This is a genomic window from Streptomyces sp. NPDC002156 (assembly GCF_053593675.1).
On the sequence record NZ_JBSFDA010000133.1, the window covers coordinates 1 to 18,667 of the forward strand.

7 protein-coding genes are annotated in these 18,667 nt (G+C 71.6%); 1 reads left to right on the forward strand and 6 read right to left on the reverse strand.

What is annotated here, in order from left to right; translation table 11 throughout:
- Positions 1–73: 73 nt before the first annotated feature.
- Together ACWCRB_RS36760 and ACWCRB_RS36765 are read right to left on the reverse strand one after the other, a co-directional pair.
- Positions 74–865, reverse strand: a complete 792-nt coding sequence (locus ACWCRB_RS36760) for a pyridoxamine 5'-phosphate oxidase family protein (protein ID WP_451000202.1) — start codon at positions 863–865, stop codon at positions 74–76.
- 92 nt (positions 866–957) lie between these two features.
- On the reverse strand, positions 958–1,725 hold the full coding sequence (locus ACWCRB_RS36765; RefSeq protein WP_451000213.1) for a siderophore-interacting protein: 768 nt from the start codon (positions 1,723–1,725) through the stop codon (positions 958–960).
- A gap of 147 nt (positions 1,726–1,872) precedes the next feature.
- On the opposite strand from ACWCRB_RS36765, the gene ACWCRB_RS36770 reads away from it, so the two are divergent.
- A complete protein-coding gene (locus ACWCRB_RS36770) occupies positions 1,873–2,493 on the forward strand; it encodes a TetR/AcrR family transcriptional regulator (protein ID WP_451000203.1) in 621 nt (206 codons plus the stop codon).
- A gap of 40 nt (positions 2,494–2,533) precedes the next feature.
- On the opposite strand, the gene ACWCRB_RS36775 is transcribed toward ACWCRB_RS36770, so the two are convergent.
- From ACWCRB_RS36775 to ACWCRB_RS36790, 4 genes are all read right to left on the reverse strand, one after another.
- Complete coding sequence (locus tag ACWCRB_RS36775; protein ID WP_451000204.1) at positions 2,534–4,339, reverse strand: prolyl oligopeptidase family serine peptidase; 1,806 nt, start codon at positions 4,337–4,339, stop codon at positions 2,534–2,536.
- Positions 4,340–4,424: 85 nt separating this feature from the next.
- Entirely contained in the window at positions 4,425–5,381 is a 957-nt protein-coding gene (locus tag ACWCRB_RS36780) for a hypothetical protein (RefSeq protein ID WP_451000205.1), read from the reverse strand.
- 74 nt (positions 5,382–5,455) lie between these two features.
- Positions 5,456–8,143, reverse strand: coding sequence for a right-handed parallel beta-helix repeat-containing protein (locus ACWCRB_RS36785; protein ID WP_451000206.1), 2,688 nt, complete (start codon positions 8,141–8,143; stop codon positions 5,456–5,458).
- Positions 8,140–18,594 (reverse strand): scabin-related ADP-ribosyltransferase, encoded by a 10,455-nt coding sequence (locus ACWCRB_RS36790; RefSeq protein WP_451000207.1) that lies wholly within the window; start codon positions 18,592–18,594, stop codon positions 8,140–8,142. Before ACWCRB_RS36790 ends, ACWCRB_RS36785 begins: the two co-directional genes overlap by 4 nt.
- Positions 18,595–18,667 lie beyond the last annotated feature (73 nt).

Below are 18,667 nucleotides of genomic sequence, written 5' to 3' on the forward strand. Positions count from 1 at the left end.
CCCCAGCCGTAGGTCGAGCCCGCCGGGTCGCGCTCGTACACGGTGATGTCGTGGGACGGATCCTGGAGCTTCATCAGGATCGAGAGGTACAGGCCAGGTGCGGGGGCCTCCCGCGCAGTGCCATCGTCTCCAGGAGCGTGGGGGCGTTGGTGATCGCGCCTCGGCCGCGGACGTGCAGTACGCCGGTGCGCCCCGGGACGAGCGCGGCCAGGGCCAGCCGGTCGTCCTGGAGCAGGTTGTGGAGCGTGTCGGCGCGCCTGTTGCCCTTGCGGTCCGGGATGACGAGTGTGCGGCCGTCCAGGATCCGCGCCACTGTCTGCCGGTCCCCACGCGGACTCGTGTCGCTGCCCCCGGAGGAGTCCCAGGTGGACAGGGCCAGGAAGGGGGACGCCGCGAGGAAGTCGGCGACGCCGGGCCGGGCCAAGGGCCCGTCGCCCGTGACCTCGGCGGCCCGTCCGGCCGGGGTCGGCGGCTGCCACAGGCGGGACCGGATGACGGCCTGTGCGCAGTGGACGTATGCCTCCTTGATATCGACGGTCGTCACCGCGCCCTTGCGGGCGGACACCGAGCCGTTGACGCGGAGGAGTTCCCCGACGCCGGGCAGGAGGAAGAAGAACGAGACCGGGCCGTGCGGGTCGCCGGACTCGGGCAGGGTGAAGGAGATCCGGGTGGGCGAGTGGACGCGTACGAATCCCGGGGTGCCGCCGATGAAGGTAGTTCTGCTTGTGCCGTCGGCGTCTCGGTAGCCGAAGGCCGCGATCGGGCTTCGGGCGAGGACTGTCCGGCAGCCCTCGTCGAGGGCGCTGATCTGCTTGAGCATGATCATCGAGAGCGGGCGGCCGATGGTCGTCTCGACCTCGTCCACGGTCGTCAGGCGGTGCGGGGTCCCTAACCGGGTTGCGTCGGTTGCGTCGGCTGTTTCCGTTGCTTTCGTTGCTTTCTGCACGAGGGGTCCTCTCAGCCGGGGGTGGATCGGCCCAGGCGCCAGTAGCCGAAGAACGCGATGTCCCGCTTGGGCATGCCGCGGTCGTTGACCAGGTGCCGCCGGACCGTCGTGGCCAGCCGGGACTCGCCCGCGGTCCAGGTGTAGAGGCGGCCTGGTGGTAGTGACGCGCGGCGGAGCGCGTCCAGGGCCAAGGTGCCGGGCCGCATCGATTCGTCGTCGCGGGCGAACCAGTGGATACGGGTGCCGGCGGGCGTCTCGACGTACGACCGGATGTCGGCCTTGGCCGCCACCTCCAGGTAGACCTCGGTGGGGAGTGAGGGCGGGGTTCCGTCGAGGATCGACAGGATGGCGGGCAGCGCGGTCTCGTCGCCGACCAGCAGTTGTCCCTCCGCGTGCTCCGGCAGCCGGTACATGGTGCCGATGTCGAAGATCCCGGCCGGGTCGCCCGGTGCGGTCCGGCGCACCCAGGACGACATGGGTGAGTCTGCGTGCACGGCGAACTCGATGTCGATCTCGTCCTCGGCGGGCCTCGCGCGCCGGATCGTCAGGTTGCGGACCCACGGGCGGACCGACTTGGGCAGCAGCATCAGCTGGGCGATCCAGGCCTCGTTCGACAAGGTCGGCATCCGCAGCGCGGTCTGGCCCTCGCGGGGGAAGAACAGGCGGACCGCCTGGTCGTTGCCGGCCACGACCAGGTTCCGTACGGCCGGGCCGCCCAGGGTGACGCTCGCGAAGCCCGGTGTGAGGAACTCGCGGCGGCGCACCTCCAGCGTGATCATCGTGCGCGACTCGGGCGGGTACACCTTGGGGATCACGGCGGGCCACCCCCATCGGAGTGGACCTTGTTATCGCAGCTCATGGCACTATTGTGAGCAATAGCTCAGCTCTCTGGCTACTCGCTTTTGCCGCCTCGAGAAGGACCTCGGATGCCGTCGGACGACCGTCGTCTTCAGCCACGTCGCAAGCCCCGTCAGGTGCGCGCGGAGCTCACCCGCGACCGCATCCTCACCGCCGCTGCTCACGTTTTCGCCGAGCACGGCTACGCCGCCGGCACCACCAACCGCATCGCGGAGCGCGCCCGGATCTCCATCGGCTCGCTGTACCAGTACTTCCCGAACAAGGACGCGATCCTCGCCGAGCTGCTGGTGCGGCACATCGACCGGGGCAGGTGGGCGGGGGCGGACCAGCTCGAGCTGTCCGCCGGGAGCCTGGGGGCGACGGTGCGGGCGGTGGTCCGCGACGCGATCGACAACCACCGCGACGATCCGCAGCTGCTGCGGATCATGATCGAGGAGGCGCCGCTCTCGCAGGAACTCCTCGACACGATCGACCGGCACGGCAAGACCCGTGTCGCCCAGGTGCGCGACCTCCTCGCCCGGCACCCGGACGTCCACGTACGAGACCTCGACACCGCGGCCGAACTCATCGTGTTCACCGTGGAGTTGAACACGCACAAGCTCATGGCCGACCCGAGGTCCATCCCGGTCGAGACGTTCGAGAGGGAGTTGGTGGACATGGTCACCCGTTACCTGCGTGGCGACCAGTAGCCACACACACGCCAGAGGGTCCCCCGGCCCCCGGCCCCCTTCACACCCCCAAGTGCCGCTCCACGAACTCCAGTTCCAGCCGTACCTGCTTGATCCGTTCGTCCACGACCAGTGAGCCGTGGCCCGCGTCGTACCGGTACACCTCGTGCACGGCGCCCCGCGTCTCCAGCCGCTTCACGTAGTTGTCGATCTGGCGGATCGGGCAGCGGGGGTCGTTCACACCGGCCGAGATGTACACCGGTGCCTTCACGGCGTCGACGTACGTCAGGGGCGACGACGCCTCGAAGCGTTCCGGGACCTCCTCCGGCGTACCGCCCAGCAGGGTGCGGTCCATCGCCTTCAGCGCCTCCATCTCGTCGTGGTACGCCGTGACGTAGTCCGCGACCGGCACCGCCGCGAGGCCCAGTGTCCACGCGTCGGGCTGGGTGCCCAACCCCAGCAGCGTCAGGTAGCCGCCCCAGGAGCCGCCCGTCAGGATCAGGCGGTCCGGGTCCGCGAGGCCCGAGGTCACCGCCCATTCCCGGACCGCCGCGATGTCCTCCAGCTCGATCAGACCGACCCGGTGCTTGAGGGCGTCCGTCCACTCACGTCCGTACCCGGTGGAGCCCCGGTAGTTGACCCGCACCACCGCGTACCCGTGGTCGACCCACGCCGCCGGGCCCGCCGCGAAGGCGTCGCTGTCGTGCCAGGTGGGGCCGCCGTGGATGTCGAAGACCGTGGGGAGGGGGCGGCCCTCCGTCCCTGCCGGCCGCTGCACCAGGGCGTGGATACGGCCGCCCGGGCCCTCCACCCACACGTCCTCCACCGGTACCGAGCCCGGTGACTTCAGGCCGGGCGGGTCCAGGACCACCGACCCCGTCGTCGAGCGCACCGACGACGGTTCGGCCGCCGACGACCACAGGTACTCCACGCTGCCGTCGGGCCGGGCCGTCGCCCCGGAGACCGAGCCGGGCGGTGTGTCCACCTTCACCAGTTCGCGGTCGGTCAGGTCGTAGCGGAAGAGTTCGCTGCGGGCCTCGAAGCTGTGGGCGATCAGGAGTCCTGAGCCGTCCGGGTACCACTCCGCGCTCACGTCGCCCGGCAGGTCCAGGGCGAGGTCCGTCTCCTCGCCGGTCGTCACGTCCCACACCAGGGGCTCCCAGCGGCCCCGGCGCTGATGCCCGACCAGCAGCCGGGTGTCGCCCTCCACGGGGGCGAAGCCCAGCACCTCCAGGCCCAGTTCCTCCGCGCCGCCCTTGGTGTCGTCGAGGTCGGCGACCGTCGTGCCGTCGGGACGCAGGACGCGGAGCGCGGAGTGCATCGCGTCGCCGTGCTCGGTGTGCTCGATCGCGATCAGGGAGCCGTCGTGGGAGAGGTCGCCGACCCCGGCGGATTCGCGGTGGCGGTAGATCACCGTGGGAGGCGTGTCCGCCACCGCCAGGTGGATCGTCGTGCCCTCGTCGTCGGTCGAGCGGCCGACGACCGCGGTACGGCCGTCCCGGGCGAGGGCGAGTCCCGCCGGGTAGGAGGGCTCCAGGCCGGGAGTCGCGGGCTCGTCCTCGGTTCCGTCCGCTCCGCCCGCGAACGGCTGGCGGCGCCAGACTCCGAACTCGTCGCCGTCCTTGTCGTCGAACCACCAGATCCACTCGCCGTCGGGCGACAGCACGCCGTCCGTCGTGCCGTTGGGGCGGTTCGTCGCCTGGCGCTGCTCGCCCGTGGCGCGGTTCCAGGCGTACAGCTCGTACGTGCCTGTCGCGTTGGACACGAACAGGGAGCGGTCGGGGGCGTCTTCCGCCCAGTCGGGGAGGGAGACGCGCGGGGCTCGGAACCGCTTCTCCCAGTCGGGCATGGCTTCTGCGTCACTCATGTCCCTATGTAACCTGATCGGCGCTGGGGCGTTCCACGGATCACCATGGCCGGGTGACGCGCCGGCCCGGTCGCCGTTCGGGTGCTCAGAAGCGGCCGGAGAGGAACTTGTCCTCCGAGTCGGAGGCGACGGTGGTGACGGTGTAGAGGTCGCGGCCCGCGTCACGGGCGCCCTCGGCGTGGTTGTACTGGACCTTGAAGACATAGGTGCCGGCGGCCAGGGTGACACCCGACTTCAGCGTGATGACGTACCCCAGTTGGTCGCTGGTGGAGTTCTGGCCTATCGCCACCTTGTCGCCCAGGGAGGTCCAGGCGCCGGTGCTCGACACGCCGCCGGTCTGGATGACGCGGACGACGACCTTGAGCGAGCTGAGCGGCTTGGTGGACTTGACCGTGATGGTGCTCTGGTCCCAGTAGTCGTTGGAGTCGGACTCCACGCTCCCGTCGGCCCACAGATAGCCGGCCGTCGACTGCGACCCGGTGCTCTGTGTGGTCGTGGTCTGCTTCTCCTCGGTGCCGGTCGTGCCGGAGGTGCCGGTACTGCCGGTGGTTCCTTCGGCGGTGCCCGTGGTGCCGGTGGCGCCGGAATTCGTGTCGGAGTCCGGCGCGGACCCGTCCCCGTCTCCGCCGGCTCCGCCCGAGACGGGGACGTAGACGACCTCGGGGTCCTGCTTGCCGCCGACCCCGCTGGTGCCGCTGTCCTGCGCCTTCGGCGACGGGACGACCGTCGCCTTCCGGGTGTCACCCGAAGTGGACTTCTCCTTCGTGGGCTCGTCCGCCGCCGTGGTCACCTTCTCGGAGGAGCCGCCGCTCCAGTCGATGGCGGCGACGGCCGTCACGGAACCGGCGATCACCAGGACCGCGACCGCGGAGCCGCCGACCGCGTTCCAGACCCGGCGGCCGGGCAGGAAGCCGCGGAGCGGAGTGCGTGTCCTGCGGGCGAACAGGTCGGCGAACTCGCCTTCCCTGCGGTCGCCTTCCCTGCGGTCTCTTTCCCTGTGGTCGCTTTCCCGGCTGTCCGGGCGAGCGGGCGTGTGCGGCATGGAGTGGGTCCTTACGAGGTCGTTCTGCAGGGGCAGGGGCAGGGGCAAAGGGGACGTGGGAGGGGCTTGCCCGCTCACAGCGTCTGCGGGATGTCCTCGGGCCTGAGCGTCATCACGTCGGACTCCGAGGCGTCCGGCAGCTCGGCGACGCGGTACGCCTGGCGTTCCGTCATGGCCTGGAACAGCTGGCGTGCCGTACGGCCGTTGCCGAAGCCGCGCTCCCGGGGCATCGTGTCGAAGCGGGCGGTGAGCGACTCGCGGGTGGCCGGCCCGAGTTCGTACTGGTGCTGTGCGGCCTGGTGCTCCACGATGCTGACGAGTTCGGCGCTGCCGTAGTCCTCGAAGAGCAGGGTGCGGTTGAAGCGTGAGGCCAGACCGGGGTTGGAGCGGACGAACACCTCCATCTCCTTGAGGTATCCGGCGACGATGACCACCACGTCGTCGCGGTGGTCCTCCATCAGCTTCAGCAGGGTGGCGATCGCCTCCTGGCCGAAGTCGTTGGACCCGGCGTACTGGGTGAGGGAGTACGCCTCGTCGATGAACAGCACCCCGCCCCGGGCCTGCTGGAACAGCCGCGTGGTCTTCGGGCCGGTGTGGCCGACGTACTCGCCGACCAGGGCGGAGCGGTCGGCCTCGACCAGATGGCCGCGCTCCAGGAGGCCTACGGCGGCCAGGATGCGGCCGTAGAGCCGGGCGACGGTGGTCTTGCCGGTGCCCGGGTTCCCGGTGAAGACGAGGTGGCGGCTGAGCGGGGGCGGGGCCAGGCCCATCTCCTCGCGGCGGCGCACCATCCGCATCAGCTTCACCAGGGACGAGACGTCCTGCTTCACGCGGTCCAGGCCGGCGAGGCCGTCGAGTTCGGCCAGCAGGTCCTCGATGGTGTCCTCGGGGGGTGCCTCGGTCTCCCGCGCGGTGGTTCCGGAGCCCGCCGTGCCCGTGCCCGAGGCGGCCGCCAGTGACTGGTCGGCGCCGGTCGGCAGGGACGGGTTCCTCACGTCCCGCGACAGGCAGTCGTCGAACACCGGGCGGGCGCCCTTCTCCAGCGCCACGTCCTCCTCGGTGTCGCGGACCAGGCAGCCGCGCAGCACGGGCGCGCCCCCGGCCGCCACATGCAGTGCCGGGAAGGCCGCGCCGTCGCTGCCCGCCCCGGCGAAGACACAGTCCTCGAAGGTGCCGCGGGCCTTCTCGCCGACGAAGAGGCTGTTCTTGCCGGTCCGGGCCACCGTGACGGATCTGACCCGGGGTTCGGCCTGCGGGCCCACCACGAGACCGGAGCCGGCCGCGTCCCGTACCGTGCAGCCCTCGACGCTGGGGGCGGCGCGTTCGCCGATCACCAGGCCCGCGGTGCCGGTCCCGGTGATGCGGCAGTCCCGCAGTACCGGCGTCGTCCCGGTGCCGCAGGAGATACCGGCCCGCTCGGTGTCCGCGACGTCGCACTCCTCCAGGACCACCGTGCCGGTCGACTCGGTGGTGATGCCGGCCCGGCCGCGCACCACGGAGAGGCCGCGCATCCGTGCCTCGGCCGCGCTGTCGATCTGCACTCCGGACAGTCCGCAGTCCGTGATGCGGCCGCCCTCGACAGTGAGCCCGGCACGGTCGGTGGCCCGGATCCCGTGCTCCGCCGTCGATCCGATACGGCACGAGGTGAGCGTCACCCGGGAGTCCTCGCAGGCGTGGACCGCACTGAACGAGCACTCCGTCATGTCGCTCGTGGCCATCCGCACCTCGGAACGGTCCCCCGCCAGCAGACCGTTCGCCCGGCTGCCGGTCACCGACGTGCCCTCGACGGTCAGCCGGGCGGTGCCCCGGGCCACCAGACCCGAGCCGTGGGCCCGGTCGACCTGGCAGTCCACCAGCTCGGTGCGGCTGTCGCCGTCCGCGCTCACCCCGGGCCCCGAGCCGTCCCGCAGGCGGCAGTTCAGCAGCAGCACGTCCCCGGTACCGGAGACGGCGACCCCGTCCGTGCCGGTACGCAGCACCTCGCAGCGGACGAGCAGGACCCCGCCGTCCGTGCTCTCCCGGCTCTCCCGGTCCTCGGGGCGGGGCGAGCTGCCCAGCACCCGTACGCCCTCGGCGGCCGTCTCCTCCACCCGGCAGTCCAGCGCGGCGACGGCCGCCTCGTCCTCCACCAGCAGCCCGCTGCGGCCGGGACCGGAGATCCGGCAGTCGCGCAGGACGGCACGGGCGCCGCCCCGTACGCGGACACCGGACCCGGTGACGCGCCGTACCGTCAGCTCGGTGGCCTCGACGGCCGCCCGGGAGCCGATGACGACACCGGTTCCCTCGACGTCCTCGACCAGGACCCTCGTCAGCCGGGCCGAGCCGGTGGTGTTGATGTGCACGGCGGCCAGTTCCGTGCCCCGGACCCGGCAGTCCGTCAGGGTGAGCGACGCGTCGCCGCCCGCCTCGACCCGGCCGCCGGATATCGCGCAGGCGTCCAGTTCCAGGCCGCCTGCGCCGACCAGCACGGCGGGCTGCCCGGGGTCCTGCCCGGTCAGGGCGATGCCCTCGATCCGTACGCCGGACGCGGTGACCTCCAGTACGGGCCGCCCGGGGGACGCGGCCAGCACCCGTACGGCGTGCTCCGGCCCGTCCTCCGGCAGCAGGCTCACCGCGCGGTCGAGGAGCAGTTGTTCGGCGTACTCGCCCGGGGCGATCCGGATCTCGTCGCCGTCGCGGGCCGCGCGCACGGCGGAGGCGATGCTGCGGTGCGTGCCGCGGCCCTTGGGGGCGACCCGGTGCACGGTGGCGGTGGGGGTCACGTGAGTTCCAATCCCTCGATGGGCGAGACGGCCGGTTGCTGGGTCCCCTGCGGCGTCGTCGTGGGTGTGGTGGGTGTGGTCGTCGACGGCGGGAACGGATGGGTCGAGTCGATGTGGGCGCCCCTGGTGTTGATCCAGTAGTTGAGGATGCCCGTGACCAGCGACTCGGCGCTCTGCCAGATCAGCTCGCCGGGGCCGCCACGATGGAAGATCCGCGAGCCCGCGGTGGTGTGGATGGTGTACCTGCCCAATCCGCTGGTGACGCCGGTGAAGAGCGAGCCCGCCGCGCCCCAGGCGCCCGCTTCGAGGGCTTCGAGGCCGGTGTGCTTCTGGCCGCCCACTCCCCAGATGGCCGCGTTGGCGGCGTTGTTGACGAAACCGGTGAGCGCGCTGACCGTCAGGCCGTCGAAGAAGGCGTAGGTACCGGACCGCCAGCGGGCGGGGTTCTCGTACGACGACCACTCGGTGGCCCAGTCGTCGACGGAGGCCAGGGAGTGGCGGTTCCAGTCCTGGCCCTGGTCGAGGTTGGTCAGGCCGTACTTGATCTTGCCTAGTGCGGTCACGTCCTGGGCCACGTTGAAGCCGGCCCGGATGCCGCCGCCGACGGCACCGTTGAGCAGCGCCCGCTCGAAGGCCACCATCGGGTCGAAGCGGGTGTTGGCGAACTCGGAGACGATGGCCGACACCGCGAAGCTGGTGCCGAACTCGATCAGGAAGCCCGTGGCGAACTCGGTGGCCGCCTTGCGCAGTTCATGGCGCCACAGCGGCATGGCGGCCGAGGAGCCGTCCCGGACGCCGGTCCAGATCTCGTGGAACGGGTCGCGGAACTCGCGGTTCAGGCCGCGGAACTCGTTGGTGTAGCCGCGGAAGTCGACCTCGCGGCCGATGAGCCGCCAGGCGCGGTGGCCGTCCAGGCCCACCTGTCCGCCGACCGACGGCAGGCTGCTGATCTCCGGCAGCTTGGCGACGTCGAACGCCGACCAGCGGCCGAAGGCGTCGGTGGCCCAGACCCGTCCGGTGATGGTGCGCTGGGCCACCAGCCGGTCGCCCTGGTACTCCCGCCACTGCCCCCACAGCGACTCCGACTCCCGGTACCGGCCCGGGACGCCCTCCACCGCGTCACGGCGGTGGAGCACCTTGCCCATGTCGAACTCCCGCCAGACCTCCCGGTCGACGGTGACCGTCGTGGTCGGCTCGAAGTGGCGCGCGGAGCGGGAGATCAGGTCCGCCAGGGTGGTCGGGCCGGTTTCCGGCGGCGGGGTGAGGGCCGACGGGGTGAGGGGCGCAGGGGCTGTCTCCCGCACCGTGTACGCGTACTCGCGGACCCGGCCGCCGGTGCGCTGCCTCACCACGTCGTCGCCGATGCGGTCGGTCCAGTGGCCCTTCGCGAAGTCCTGGTACTCGCGGACGCCCCGGGAGTGGACCGTGCCGTCGGCGTCGGTCTTCTGCCAGGTCCAGGTGTGGTCAGGCTGCCGGGTGGTGTCGATCCAGACGGTGCCGTCGTCGGTGGCGTTGCGTTCCCGGAGGGCCTGGCCCGGCCGGCCGTTCTCCAGCCGCTCGAAGTCGGTGAACGAGTCGTCCCAGGTGCGGGAGTACAACGAGCCGCGGTTCTGCGTGCGGATGCCCTCGGTGACCGTCCCGTCCGGGCCGGTGGCCTTCCACTCCCAGGTGCGGTGGCGGGGGTTGCCGTGCGACTCGATGTGGAGGTCGCCCCACTGGTCGCGCCGTCCCGTGATCTGCAGCTGGGTGTTCTTGTCCACCCACGCCCCGGAGACGTCGTCGCGTCCGATGCCGCGCGCCGGGTTCTCGCCGAGGTACTCGCGCACGCCGGTGCCCTGCGAGCGCATCGACAGCAGTTCGTCGCCGGCGGCGTTGGTGAACACGTCCTCGAAGCTGCCGTCGCCGGCGACGTGGCGGGTGCCGGAGACCCCGCTCTTCGTGTCCAGCCAGGGCAGCTCGTACGAGTCGGCGGAACCGTTCCACTTCGGGGCCGGGGCCCACTGCGTGGGATCGTCGAGACCGCGGCCGACCTCGACGACGTCGCCGTTCTCCAGCTTGCGGGTCTCCCGGACGATCCGGCCGAACTGGTCGATGTCGCGCCAGCTGTGACCGGCGTGCGAGACGAGTCGGACACCCTTCAGCCGGGTGCCGTCGGCGGCGGTCTCGGTCCACTTGGACACCGTGAACATGGAGTCTCCGGTGACGAGGTTCCCGAAGAACCCGTCGAACCGGCCGGCGCCCGTACGCGTCTGCCAGAGGCCCGCGGGCATGCGCTGGTCGGAGATGCGTACGACGTGCAGGGTGCCGCCGTCCGCGAGGTGCTCGATGACGTCGATCTGCTTGTTGGCAGGGCCGACGGCGGAGTGCAGCTCGGGGTTCACCCGCAGGCCCGCGGGGCTCTCACCTGCCAGTACGGGGTGCTCCAGGTACTGGCGGGAGCCGTGGTAGCCGTCCAGCGGCCATATGTTGCCGCGCTGCTGGGCAACGGTCACCTGCCCGGTGGCCGGGTCGAGGTAGGTGTCCTTGAAACCGATGTGGTTCCAGGACCACTCGCGGGTGCCGGACAGCGTCTCGGTGCCGCCGGAGTCGAAGCGCGTCCACTTCCAGTCGCCGGCCGCGGTCTTCTCCGCGCGGATCAGACCGCCGTCGACGGCCTTGGTGTACGTCCGTACGTCGAGGACGTCCACCGGGGCCCAGCGGTACGAGAGCGTGTCGTGGATGGTCCTCCGGTCGCTGTCCCAGATCCGCTCGCCGGCCCGCACCTTGGTCCCCGCCGGGTCGAACTCGGCCCAGCGGGCCCGGCCGACCCGGTCCAGGTCGATGTGGAGGACGTTGCCGTTGCCGAGCACCTCGCGCTCGAAGAGGATCACGTTGCCGTCGCCGGTCAGTTTGAAGCGGCCGGTTCCCGACAGCTCCATCTTGGCCGTGGCGAAGCGGCCGGTGAGCGGGGTGCCCGAGGAGTCGACCCGTACGGCGGTGCTGGTGGCGTGGTCGATCTTCCAGTACTCGCCGTTGGCCTTGCCGCCCTTGATCCGTACGGCGATCGTCTCCTCCAGCAGCGCGCCGGTACGGCTGAAGACGGCCCGCTCCATCGGTTGGGCCGCCTTTCCGGTGGGGACCAGCGCGATCCGGCCGTCGTCCAGCAACTCGACGCGCGTCCCGGGAAGTTGATGCCCCGCCGAGTCCAGCACCTGCGGTACGCCGCCGGGGGCGTCGGCGTCGAAGCGGAGGACGCCCCGGTCGCCGGGCAGCTTCACGTCCGTCAGGGTGTGCACGCCTTCGGGGCCGTGGTGCCAACTGGTCGTGCCCGCCGCGTCGGTGAGGGTGAGACCGCCGCGCGGTTCGGTGCCGGGGGTGAGGGTGAAGCCGTCGGCGGTGCGGGTGCCCACGAAGTCGAGCGAGTCGGGGGTCCACGGCCCGCCGTCCGCCGAGCGTCCGGTGATCCCGAGCTTCAGCCCGTCCAAGTCGCCCGGGCCGCCCCGCAGGAACACCTCCTGGTAGACCAGTGAGCGGTTCGCGTCGAAGCCCAGCGTCACGTCCGAGGGGTTGTGGTGCACGGTGTAGCGGCTGCCGCCGGGCCCGCCGTGCGGTGTCGGCGTGACGATGAAGTCGCCGAGGTCGCGGCCTGCCGGGGGCATGGCCCGAAGGTCGTCGAGGCGGGTCGCGAGCGGCAGGTCCAGATAGTCGCCGAGGGCGGTGCCTGCCTGACGTCGCAGTGCCAGTCGGGCCTGTGCGGTCAACTCCCGCAGTTGGTCGCCCAGCAGCCCCGGACGCAGACCGAGCCTGTCGAGCGAGGCGGTCGCGTCGTCGGCGAGCTGCTGCACCCCGGGCAGGTCCAGCGCCTGGAGGCCGTGCGTGTCGGGCGCGGAGTGCAGGAAGTCCATGGCTCCGGCGATGCCGGACATGTCCGCCGAGGCGCCCTCGGGTACCGTCCGCAGGCCAGAGGCCTCTTCGAGCGTACGGTCGAACACGTTGGCGAGGTCGATGGTGTCCAGGGTGTCGTCCAGGACGTCGTTCTCCGGGATGGAGCCGAGCGGGAAGCGTTCGCCCAGGTCGCCGCCGAAGTCGCCGAGTTCGCCGAATTCGTCGAGCCGGACGGGCGGTGTGTCGGGCCCCGCGCCCTCGGTGAAGCGGAGGAACCCGGAGCCGTCCGGGTCGGGCAGGTCGCGGAGGGCGAGGCGGCCGGTGTGGTCGAAGTGGAAGCGTGAGCCGGTGATGGCGTCGGTGAGGGTGGAGCCGCTGGGCAGGCGGGTGGCGAGCGTGCCGGTCGTCGGGGTGAACCGGACGGAGCCGGCGGCACCGGTGGGGACCAGCAGATCGACCGCGATCCGCCCTGTGCCCTCCGCTCCGGGAACGACCGTCACATTGAGCCGTATGCCCTCCGGCAGTCCGTCGAAGGTGAGAAGGGTTTCCCGCCCGAGGAAACGGCCGTCCGGCCCGAGCGTGAACCGGGTGGTACCGGTCGGGTCGATGACGGCGAACCTGCCGCTGTCGTCGAGCAGTTCGACCCTGAAGTCCGATGCGCGCACCGGTCCGGTCCCGCCGGGCGTGCGGTCGACAAGTTCGAGCCGGTACGAGCCCTGCGGTGCCTCGTCGGTCGCCGGGAGGCGGGTCACCCGCAGGTCGAGGTCCGCCAGTTCGTCCACACCGGACAGCGGCACGTGCAGCGGCTCGTCCGCGCCCAGAGGCCCGTTGTCCGTCCGCCTGATGTTGTCGAGGCGCGCCAGAAGGGCCTCCAGTTCGGTGTCCGACAGGTCGCTGAGCTCGGAGAGCGCGTCGGTGCGCGGCGAGTCGGGACCCCAGACGCGGTTCAGCTCTTCGGGGGTCAGCGTCCGTACGTCCTGGACCACGCTGTCCCAGAGTTCGTCGAAGAGCTCACGTTCCCCCGGGGCGAATTCGTCCAGTGCCGGGAGCGCGTCGGTGCGCGGCGCGTCCGGACCAGTCAGGCGGTCGAGGTCGTCGAGGGGGCCACGCAGGCCGCCCGCCTCGTCGAGCGTACGGTCGAAGATCCGCGCCACGTCGCCCAGGTCACCGGCGAAGTCGCCGAGATCGCCGAGTTCGTCGAGCCGGACGGGTGGGGTGCCGGGCGCGGCGTCCTCGGTGAAGCGGAGGAAGCCGGAGCCGTCCCGGGCGGGGATGTCCCGTATCGCGAGGCTGCGGTTCGCGTCGTAGTGGAAGCGTGCGCCGGTGACGGTGTCGGTGACCGTGAAGCCGTTCGGCAGCCGCCCGGCGAGGGAGCTGTCCATCGGGCCCAGCCGGAAGGAACCGGTGAGGTTCGACGGCCCGGTCAGTTCGAGGACCCTGGTCATGGTGCCGCCCGGTCCGGGGGTGATCGTCACCTTGACACCCAGGCCGGCCGGGCCGTCGATGCCCGGCAGCGTGAGCGGCAGCTCCTGTTGGCGCAGGATGCCGCCGGGTTCGAACCGCCACACCGCCGTGAGCCCGTCCGTGTCCGGCACGGGCACCCGCACGGTCAGCTCGCTCAGCGCACCGGTCGTGTCCCTGACCGGCGTGAGCGTCGCACCCTGGACGGGCACACCGTCCGGGCCGACCACCCTCGGCATCGGGTTCACCGCGTCGTCGGTGAAGCGCAGCGCCAGGTCGGTGCCGGTCAGCGGCAGGTCCCGGTACTCCAGCTGCCCGAGCGCGTCGAACTGCCAGCGCACGCCGCCCTGCGGACCCGTGATGCTCAGCCCACCGCCCTCGCGGAGGGTCACCGTCACGTTCTCCAGCCGCACCGGACCACCGGGGGCGCCGAAGTCCATCACGTCGATCCGGAACGACGCCGGCGCGAGATCGGTCGCCGGGAACTCCGTGACCCGCAGCCGCAGATCCGTCAGCTCGTCCGCCCCGGAGAGGGCGATGCCGTCGAACCGCGACGGATTCACCGGCGTCGGGGTGCCGTCGGTCGGCGTCGACGCGAACCGGGCGTCGAAACCGGCGGGCTGCGGCGTGAGATCCGTACGCGGCAGGTCGGGGAGCGCGAGCCGGTTCAGCGAGCCCACATCACCGATCTCACCCAGGCGGCCGAGGTCACCGACGTCACCGAGTCGGCCGAGGTCACCGACATCGCCCAGGCGGCCGAGGTCACCGACATCACCGAGGTCGCCCGACTCGCCGAGGCGCCCCAGGTCACCGAGGTTGCTCGAATCGCCGAGTCGGCCGACGTCGCCGACGTCGCCGAGGTCGTCGAGGGTCGAGGACAGGTCCACCGTCGAGTTCGGCGTCGTCGACCCGGACACGTCCAGGCGTATCGGCGACGCCCCCTCCGCCGGAAGGTCCACGAACCGTCCGCCCCGGTCGAGGACGAACCGCCCCCCGGTCGCCGTGTCGGTCACCGCGAACCCGCCGGGCAGCCGCTGGGCCAGATCCCCGTCCAGTCGTACGACACTGAAGGCGCCGTCGCCCAGCCCCGGCACGGTCAGCCGGTACGTCGCCGACTGGGCGCCGCCCGGCAGTTGGGTGAACGTCGTGGTCAGCCGGGCCCCGGTCAGCGGGCCGCCGACGGGGCCGGACAGGGTCAGCTGCTCGGAGAGCCGCGTACCGTCGAGGTCGAAGCGGCCGATCCAGGCGCCGTCGAGCGACTGCACCCGTACCCCGGTGACCACGCCCAGCGCGCCCCTGACCGGCTCGATCGTCGCACCGCCGGGCAGCGGCACTCCGTCCTGCCCGACGATCCGGGGCAGGGACCCCGGCCCCGCGTCGGCGTCGAAGCGGACGAAGCTGTCGCCGATCGGGAGCCGGATGTCGGTGAACTGCCGGACCTCGCCGGCGTCGAACACCAGCCGGATGTCCCCGGCCTGGTCGGTGAACATGAACCCGCCCTCGTCCAGCGGGGTGCGCTGCCACTCCGTCCGGAGGCCGGTCACCCCCGCGAACTCCTGCGGGTCCACCAGCACGGTCTCCGTGCGGGGCGCGGGCGCGTCGAAGCGGTCGAAGTGGAACTCGTCGGAGAGATACCCGAGATCGTCCAGCTGGCTGCCGACCTCGTCCAGGGAGTTGGCCCCGTTCAGGGAGCCGATGTCGTCGAAGGCCCTGGTCTCGCCCAGATCGAGCTGGTCCAGCAGCCGCAGTTGGTCGTCGAGGGACAGCCCCTGGAAGTCCAGCGCGCTGACCCCCGAGGTGCCTTCCCCGGCACCCTTCAGACCCACCGCCAGCTCGGGGAGGGGGTTGTTGCCCCCGAAGTTGGGGTTGGGGATCCATTCGAGGAGGTTCTGCTGGGCGTCCATCCGGTACGCGCCACGGATGAACTCCGAGGCGATACCGCCGGGGAAGGCGATCTCGTTCTCCGACGCCCAGCCCGATGCCCGCCAGGCGTCCGGGCCCATGGAGCGTTCGAAGCTCTTGCCGACGTCGATCCCGCCGGAGGCCTCGATCTCGAACTTGAAGATGCCGTCCCAGACGAGGTTGCTGTCGGTGGTGGTGCTCAGGAACGCCGACGGCTGACCGGTCCTGACCATGACGTCCAGGCTGGTCTCCAGGGGATCGCGGACGGTGAACCCCTCGCTGAAGATCTGGTCGAGGGGGCGCTTGCCGCCGATGCGCCACAGCGTCTCGTCGGTCGTGCGCCACACCGGCGCCGGTGTGATGGCCTGGATGTCGACGGAACGGTCGGCGGCGAAGGCGAGCCGGTCCGGTTGGCGCGGCGCGGGCAGCACCACCTCGTCCAGGCCAGACCCCGGCAGGCGGGGAAGCGGGACCGATCCGGGATCGCCGAGGACCGTCGGACGGCCGTCGGCGCCGAATCGGGTGACGGCCCCCTCGGGGGTGGTGACGGTGAAGACGCCGTCGGCCATCTGCACCTTGACGTCGGGGACGATCCCGGCGTCCGACCTGAGCACCCAGGTGACGGTCGGCCCGGGCTCCATGGTGATCCACTGACCGGTGGGCCGCCCGAGGTCGTCGAGCAGCCGCAGTTCACCGGTGGGCATGGTGCCCGCCGGTCCGTCCACGCGGGTCATCATCACCGTGATGTCCCGGTTGACGGTGTCCAGGTTCATCCCCAGCCGGTCGAACGCGATCCGGGCCTGGTTGAAGTCGATCTTCGCGGCGCTCAGATCCAGCTCGGCCCGGGCGCGGCCCAGCGGCGGTACGTCGGTCAGTCCGTCGATCTCGGAGAGCTTGCGCCCGGCGGTGTCCAGCTGCACCTGGGTGGCCTGGGTGCGCACCCAGGCCTGGAAGCGTTCGGTGGCGAGCTTGCCGGAGGTTCCGCCGGTGACGATGTCCCGCAGGGTCAGCGGGGTGAAGGCGGGGCTCTTGGCGAGCGGGGCGGCGGTGAGGTCCGTCCTGGCCGGTCCCAGGCCGAGCAGATCACGTGCGGCGCGGGAGCCGTCGGTGGTGTCGGGGATCAGCCTGGTGAGGTCGTCGAGCCTGATCCCGAGCTCGTCCAGGCGGTCGGCGCCGGTCGTCGTGTTCCAGGTCGGGACGCGGGGGTCGGACGGTCCGAGGACGTCGACCTTCACCCCGTCCTTCAACTGCACCCGGACGTCCACCGGATCGGTCTTCCCGACACGCAGGACGACCCCGTCCGGCGCGACGTTCACCAGGTCGATCTCGCCGTCCAGGATCTGCCGCACCTGGAACTCGGTCAGCCCGCCGATCCTGCCGTCGAGGCTCAGTTCCGCCAGGTCCGTCAGATCGTCGAGGGGCTTGAGCAGCCCGGTCCCGGTGCGCTCCAGGCCCGTCAGTTCGTCGAGGTCCCGCAGCTCGTCGACCGTGCTGCGCGGCGGCAGCAGGGTGGTGGGGGAGCCGGGGGTGAGGGGGACGCCGAACTCGTCCACCTGGTCGAACGTGGTGAGCGTGGTGCGCAGCCGAGGGGGCATCAGGTCGTCGCCCACCCGGCCGGTCACGGGGTTCAGCATGCCGAGCCGCTGTCCGCCGGGGAACGTGCCGACCGGCAGCCCCACCGTGTCCAGGGTGTCCAGGGTGCTCAGCCGGCCGCCCATGTCGTCGAGGCGGCCCGGCATCCGGGGGGTGCCCGAGCCGGTCAGGGAGCTGAATCCGGGGGTACGGGGCGTCGTCACCGGCGTCACCGAGATCTCGGCCAGTTCGTCGAGGGTGTCGTTGAACTCCGGGGTCCCGGGGACGGCGAGCCGGTCGGTGTTCGTGGCGTCGAACGGGCGCAGGTTTCCGCCCCGGTCGAGGTTCCGCCCGGTCAGCTCCGTGAGGTCCCCGGCCAGGGAGCCCGTCCTGCCGAGTGTGCCGAGGGGCCGTGAGGTGAAGTGCATGCCGCGGTCGATGAACCCCATGCGGAAGGCGCCCCGGTAGCCGAACCGGGCGATCTCCGAGTACCTCATGGGCAGCAGCGCCGTCATCGTGAGCCGGCCCAGGCTCATGACCGTGAAGACGCCGAGCCGCCCGGCCGTGTTGCCACCGACGAACGCGGTCGACTCGACGAAGTCGCGGGTCAGCGAGGACCAGCCCTGGCGGAAGGTGCTCCGGGCGAATCCGCCCATGAAGCGCAGGGCCGACCCCAGCATCGCGGGCGTCCTGGACAGGACCCGGGGCAGCGCCATGAACCCGCCCGCGGCCCGGCTGCCGAGCCCTCCGCCGAACCGCACGAGGCCCTGTCCGGCCAGCGACAGGAGTCTGCCGGGGGAGGAGAACAGCATTCTGCCGCCCCGGAACAGCAGCCGCCCGCTCGCGGAGAGGGCGCCGCTCAGGGCCTTCGTGCCCGCCGAGGCCATCCGGGCCAGCCCGCCGAGGGTGGTGAGTCCCTTCGTCGAGGGGAACAGGATGCCGAGGAAGGCGAGGCCCAGGCTGAGGGCGTTGCCGTTGCCCGTGGCGTAGTCGACGAGGGCCTTGGCGAAGAGCACCGCGCCGAGCCCGAAGGCCACCAGGCCCAGTGGGCCGCCGATGACGGCCGCGACGAGGGTGATGACCAGCGCGACGATCTCCAGGACCTTGAAGAACGTCGACACGAACCGCTTCCAGAAGCTCTTCTTCGGCTTCTTCACGGGCCGTGACACCAGCCGGGCGGCCTCGCGCAGCGCCTCCTCCAGGATCTTCGCCTCGGCCTGGATGGCGTCGGTCTCGGCGTCCACCTCGCCCCGGGCGCGGGTCAGCTCCGGGTCGTTCTCGGCGAGCGGCTGACCGCCGACGCGTTCCAGCGCGGCGACGGTGTCCGCGGCGTTCTCGGCCCGGTCCTGCGAGTCCCCGAGGGCGCGCGCATAGCGGGCCGTCGCGTTGGCCGCCATGTCGAACGAGCGGTTGACGTTCGCCATGAAAGTCTTGAGCTCGTCCTTGACGTAGGTGCGCAGGGCGTCCGCGGTCCGCCCCTCGAAGCCCCCGTCCTCGGCCTTGGTCAGCAGGGTGTCGAGGCCGCTGCTGACCCGGCCGGCCAGATCGCTGAGGCCGCGCAGCTCCTTCGTGATGTTGTCGACGACGCCCGGATTCCCGGTCACCGGGTTGCCGGTGAATCCGACTCTGCTCCACTCGTCGGAGGTGGCCAAGGAGTCCTCCACGCGGTCCGGGACTTGGGGTACCGGATGCAGACGTACTGGGGTGGGCCGAGAGTTCAAGAAA

Excerpts from the sequence above, each read along its gene's own strand:
- ACWCRB_RS36765 (WP_451000213.1), bottom strand. The coding sequence starts at position 1,725 with ATGATCACGCTGGAGGTGCGCCGCCGCGAGTTCCTCACACCGGGCTTC.
- ACWCRB_RS36770 (WP_451000203.1), top strand. The coding sequence starts at position 1,873 with ATGCCGTCGGACGACCGTCGTCTTCAGCCACGTCGCAAGCCCCGTCAG.
- ACWCRB_RS36780 (WP_451000205.1), bottom strand. The coding sequence starts at position 5,381 with ATGCCGCACACGCCCGCTCGCCCGGACAGCCGGGAAAGCGACCACAGG.
- ACWCRB_RS36775 (WP_451000204.1), bottom strand. The coding sequence starts at position 4,339 with ATGAGTGACGCAGAAGCCATGCCCGACTGGGAGAAGCGGTTCCGAGCC.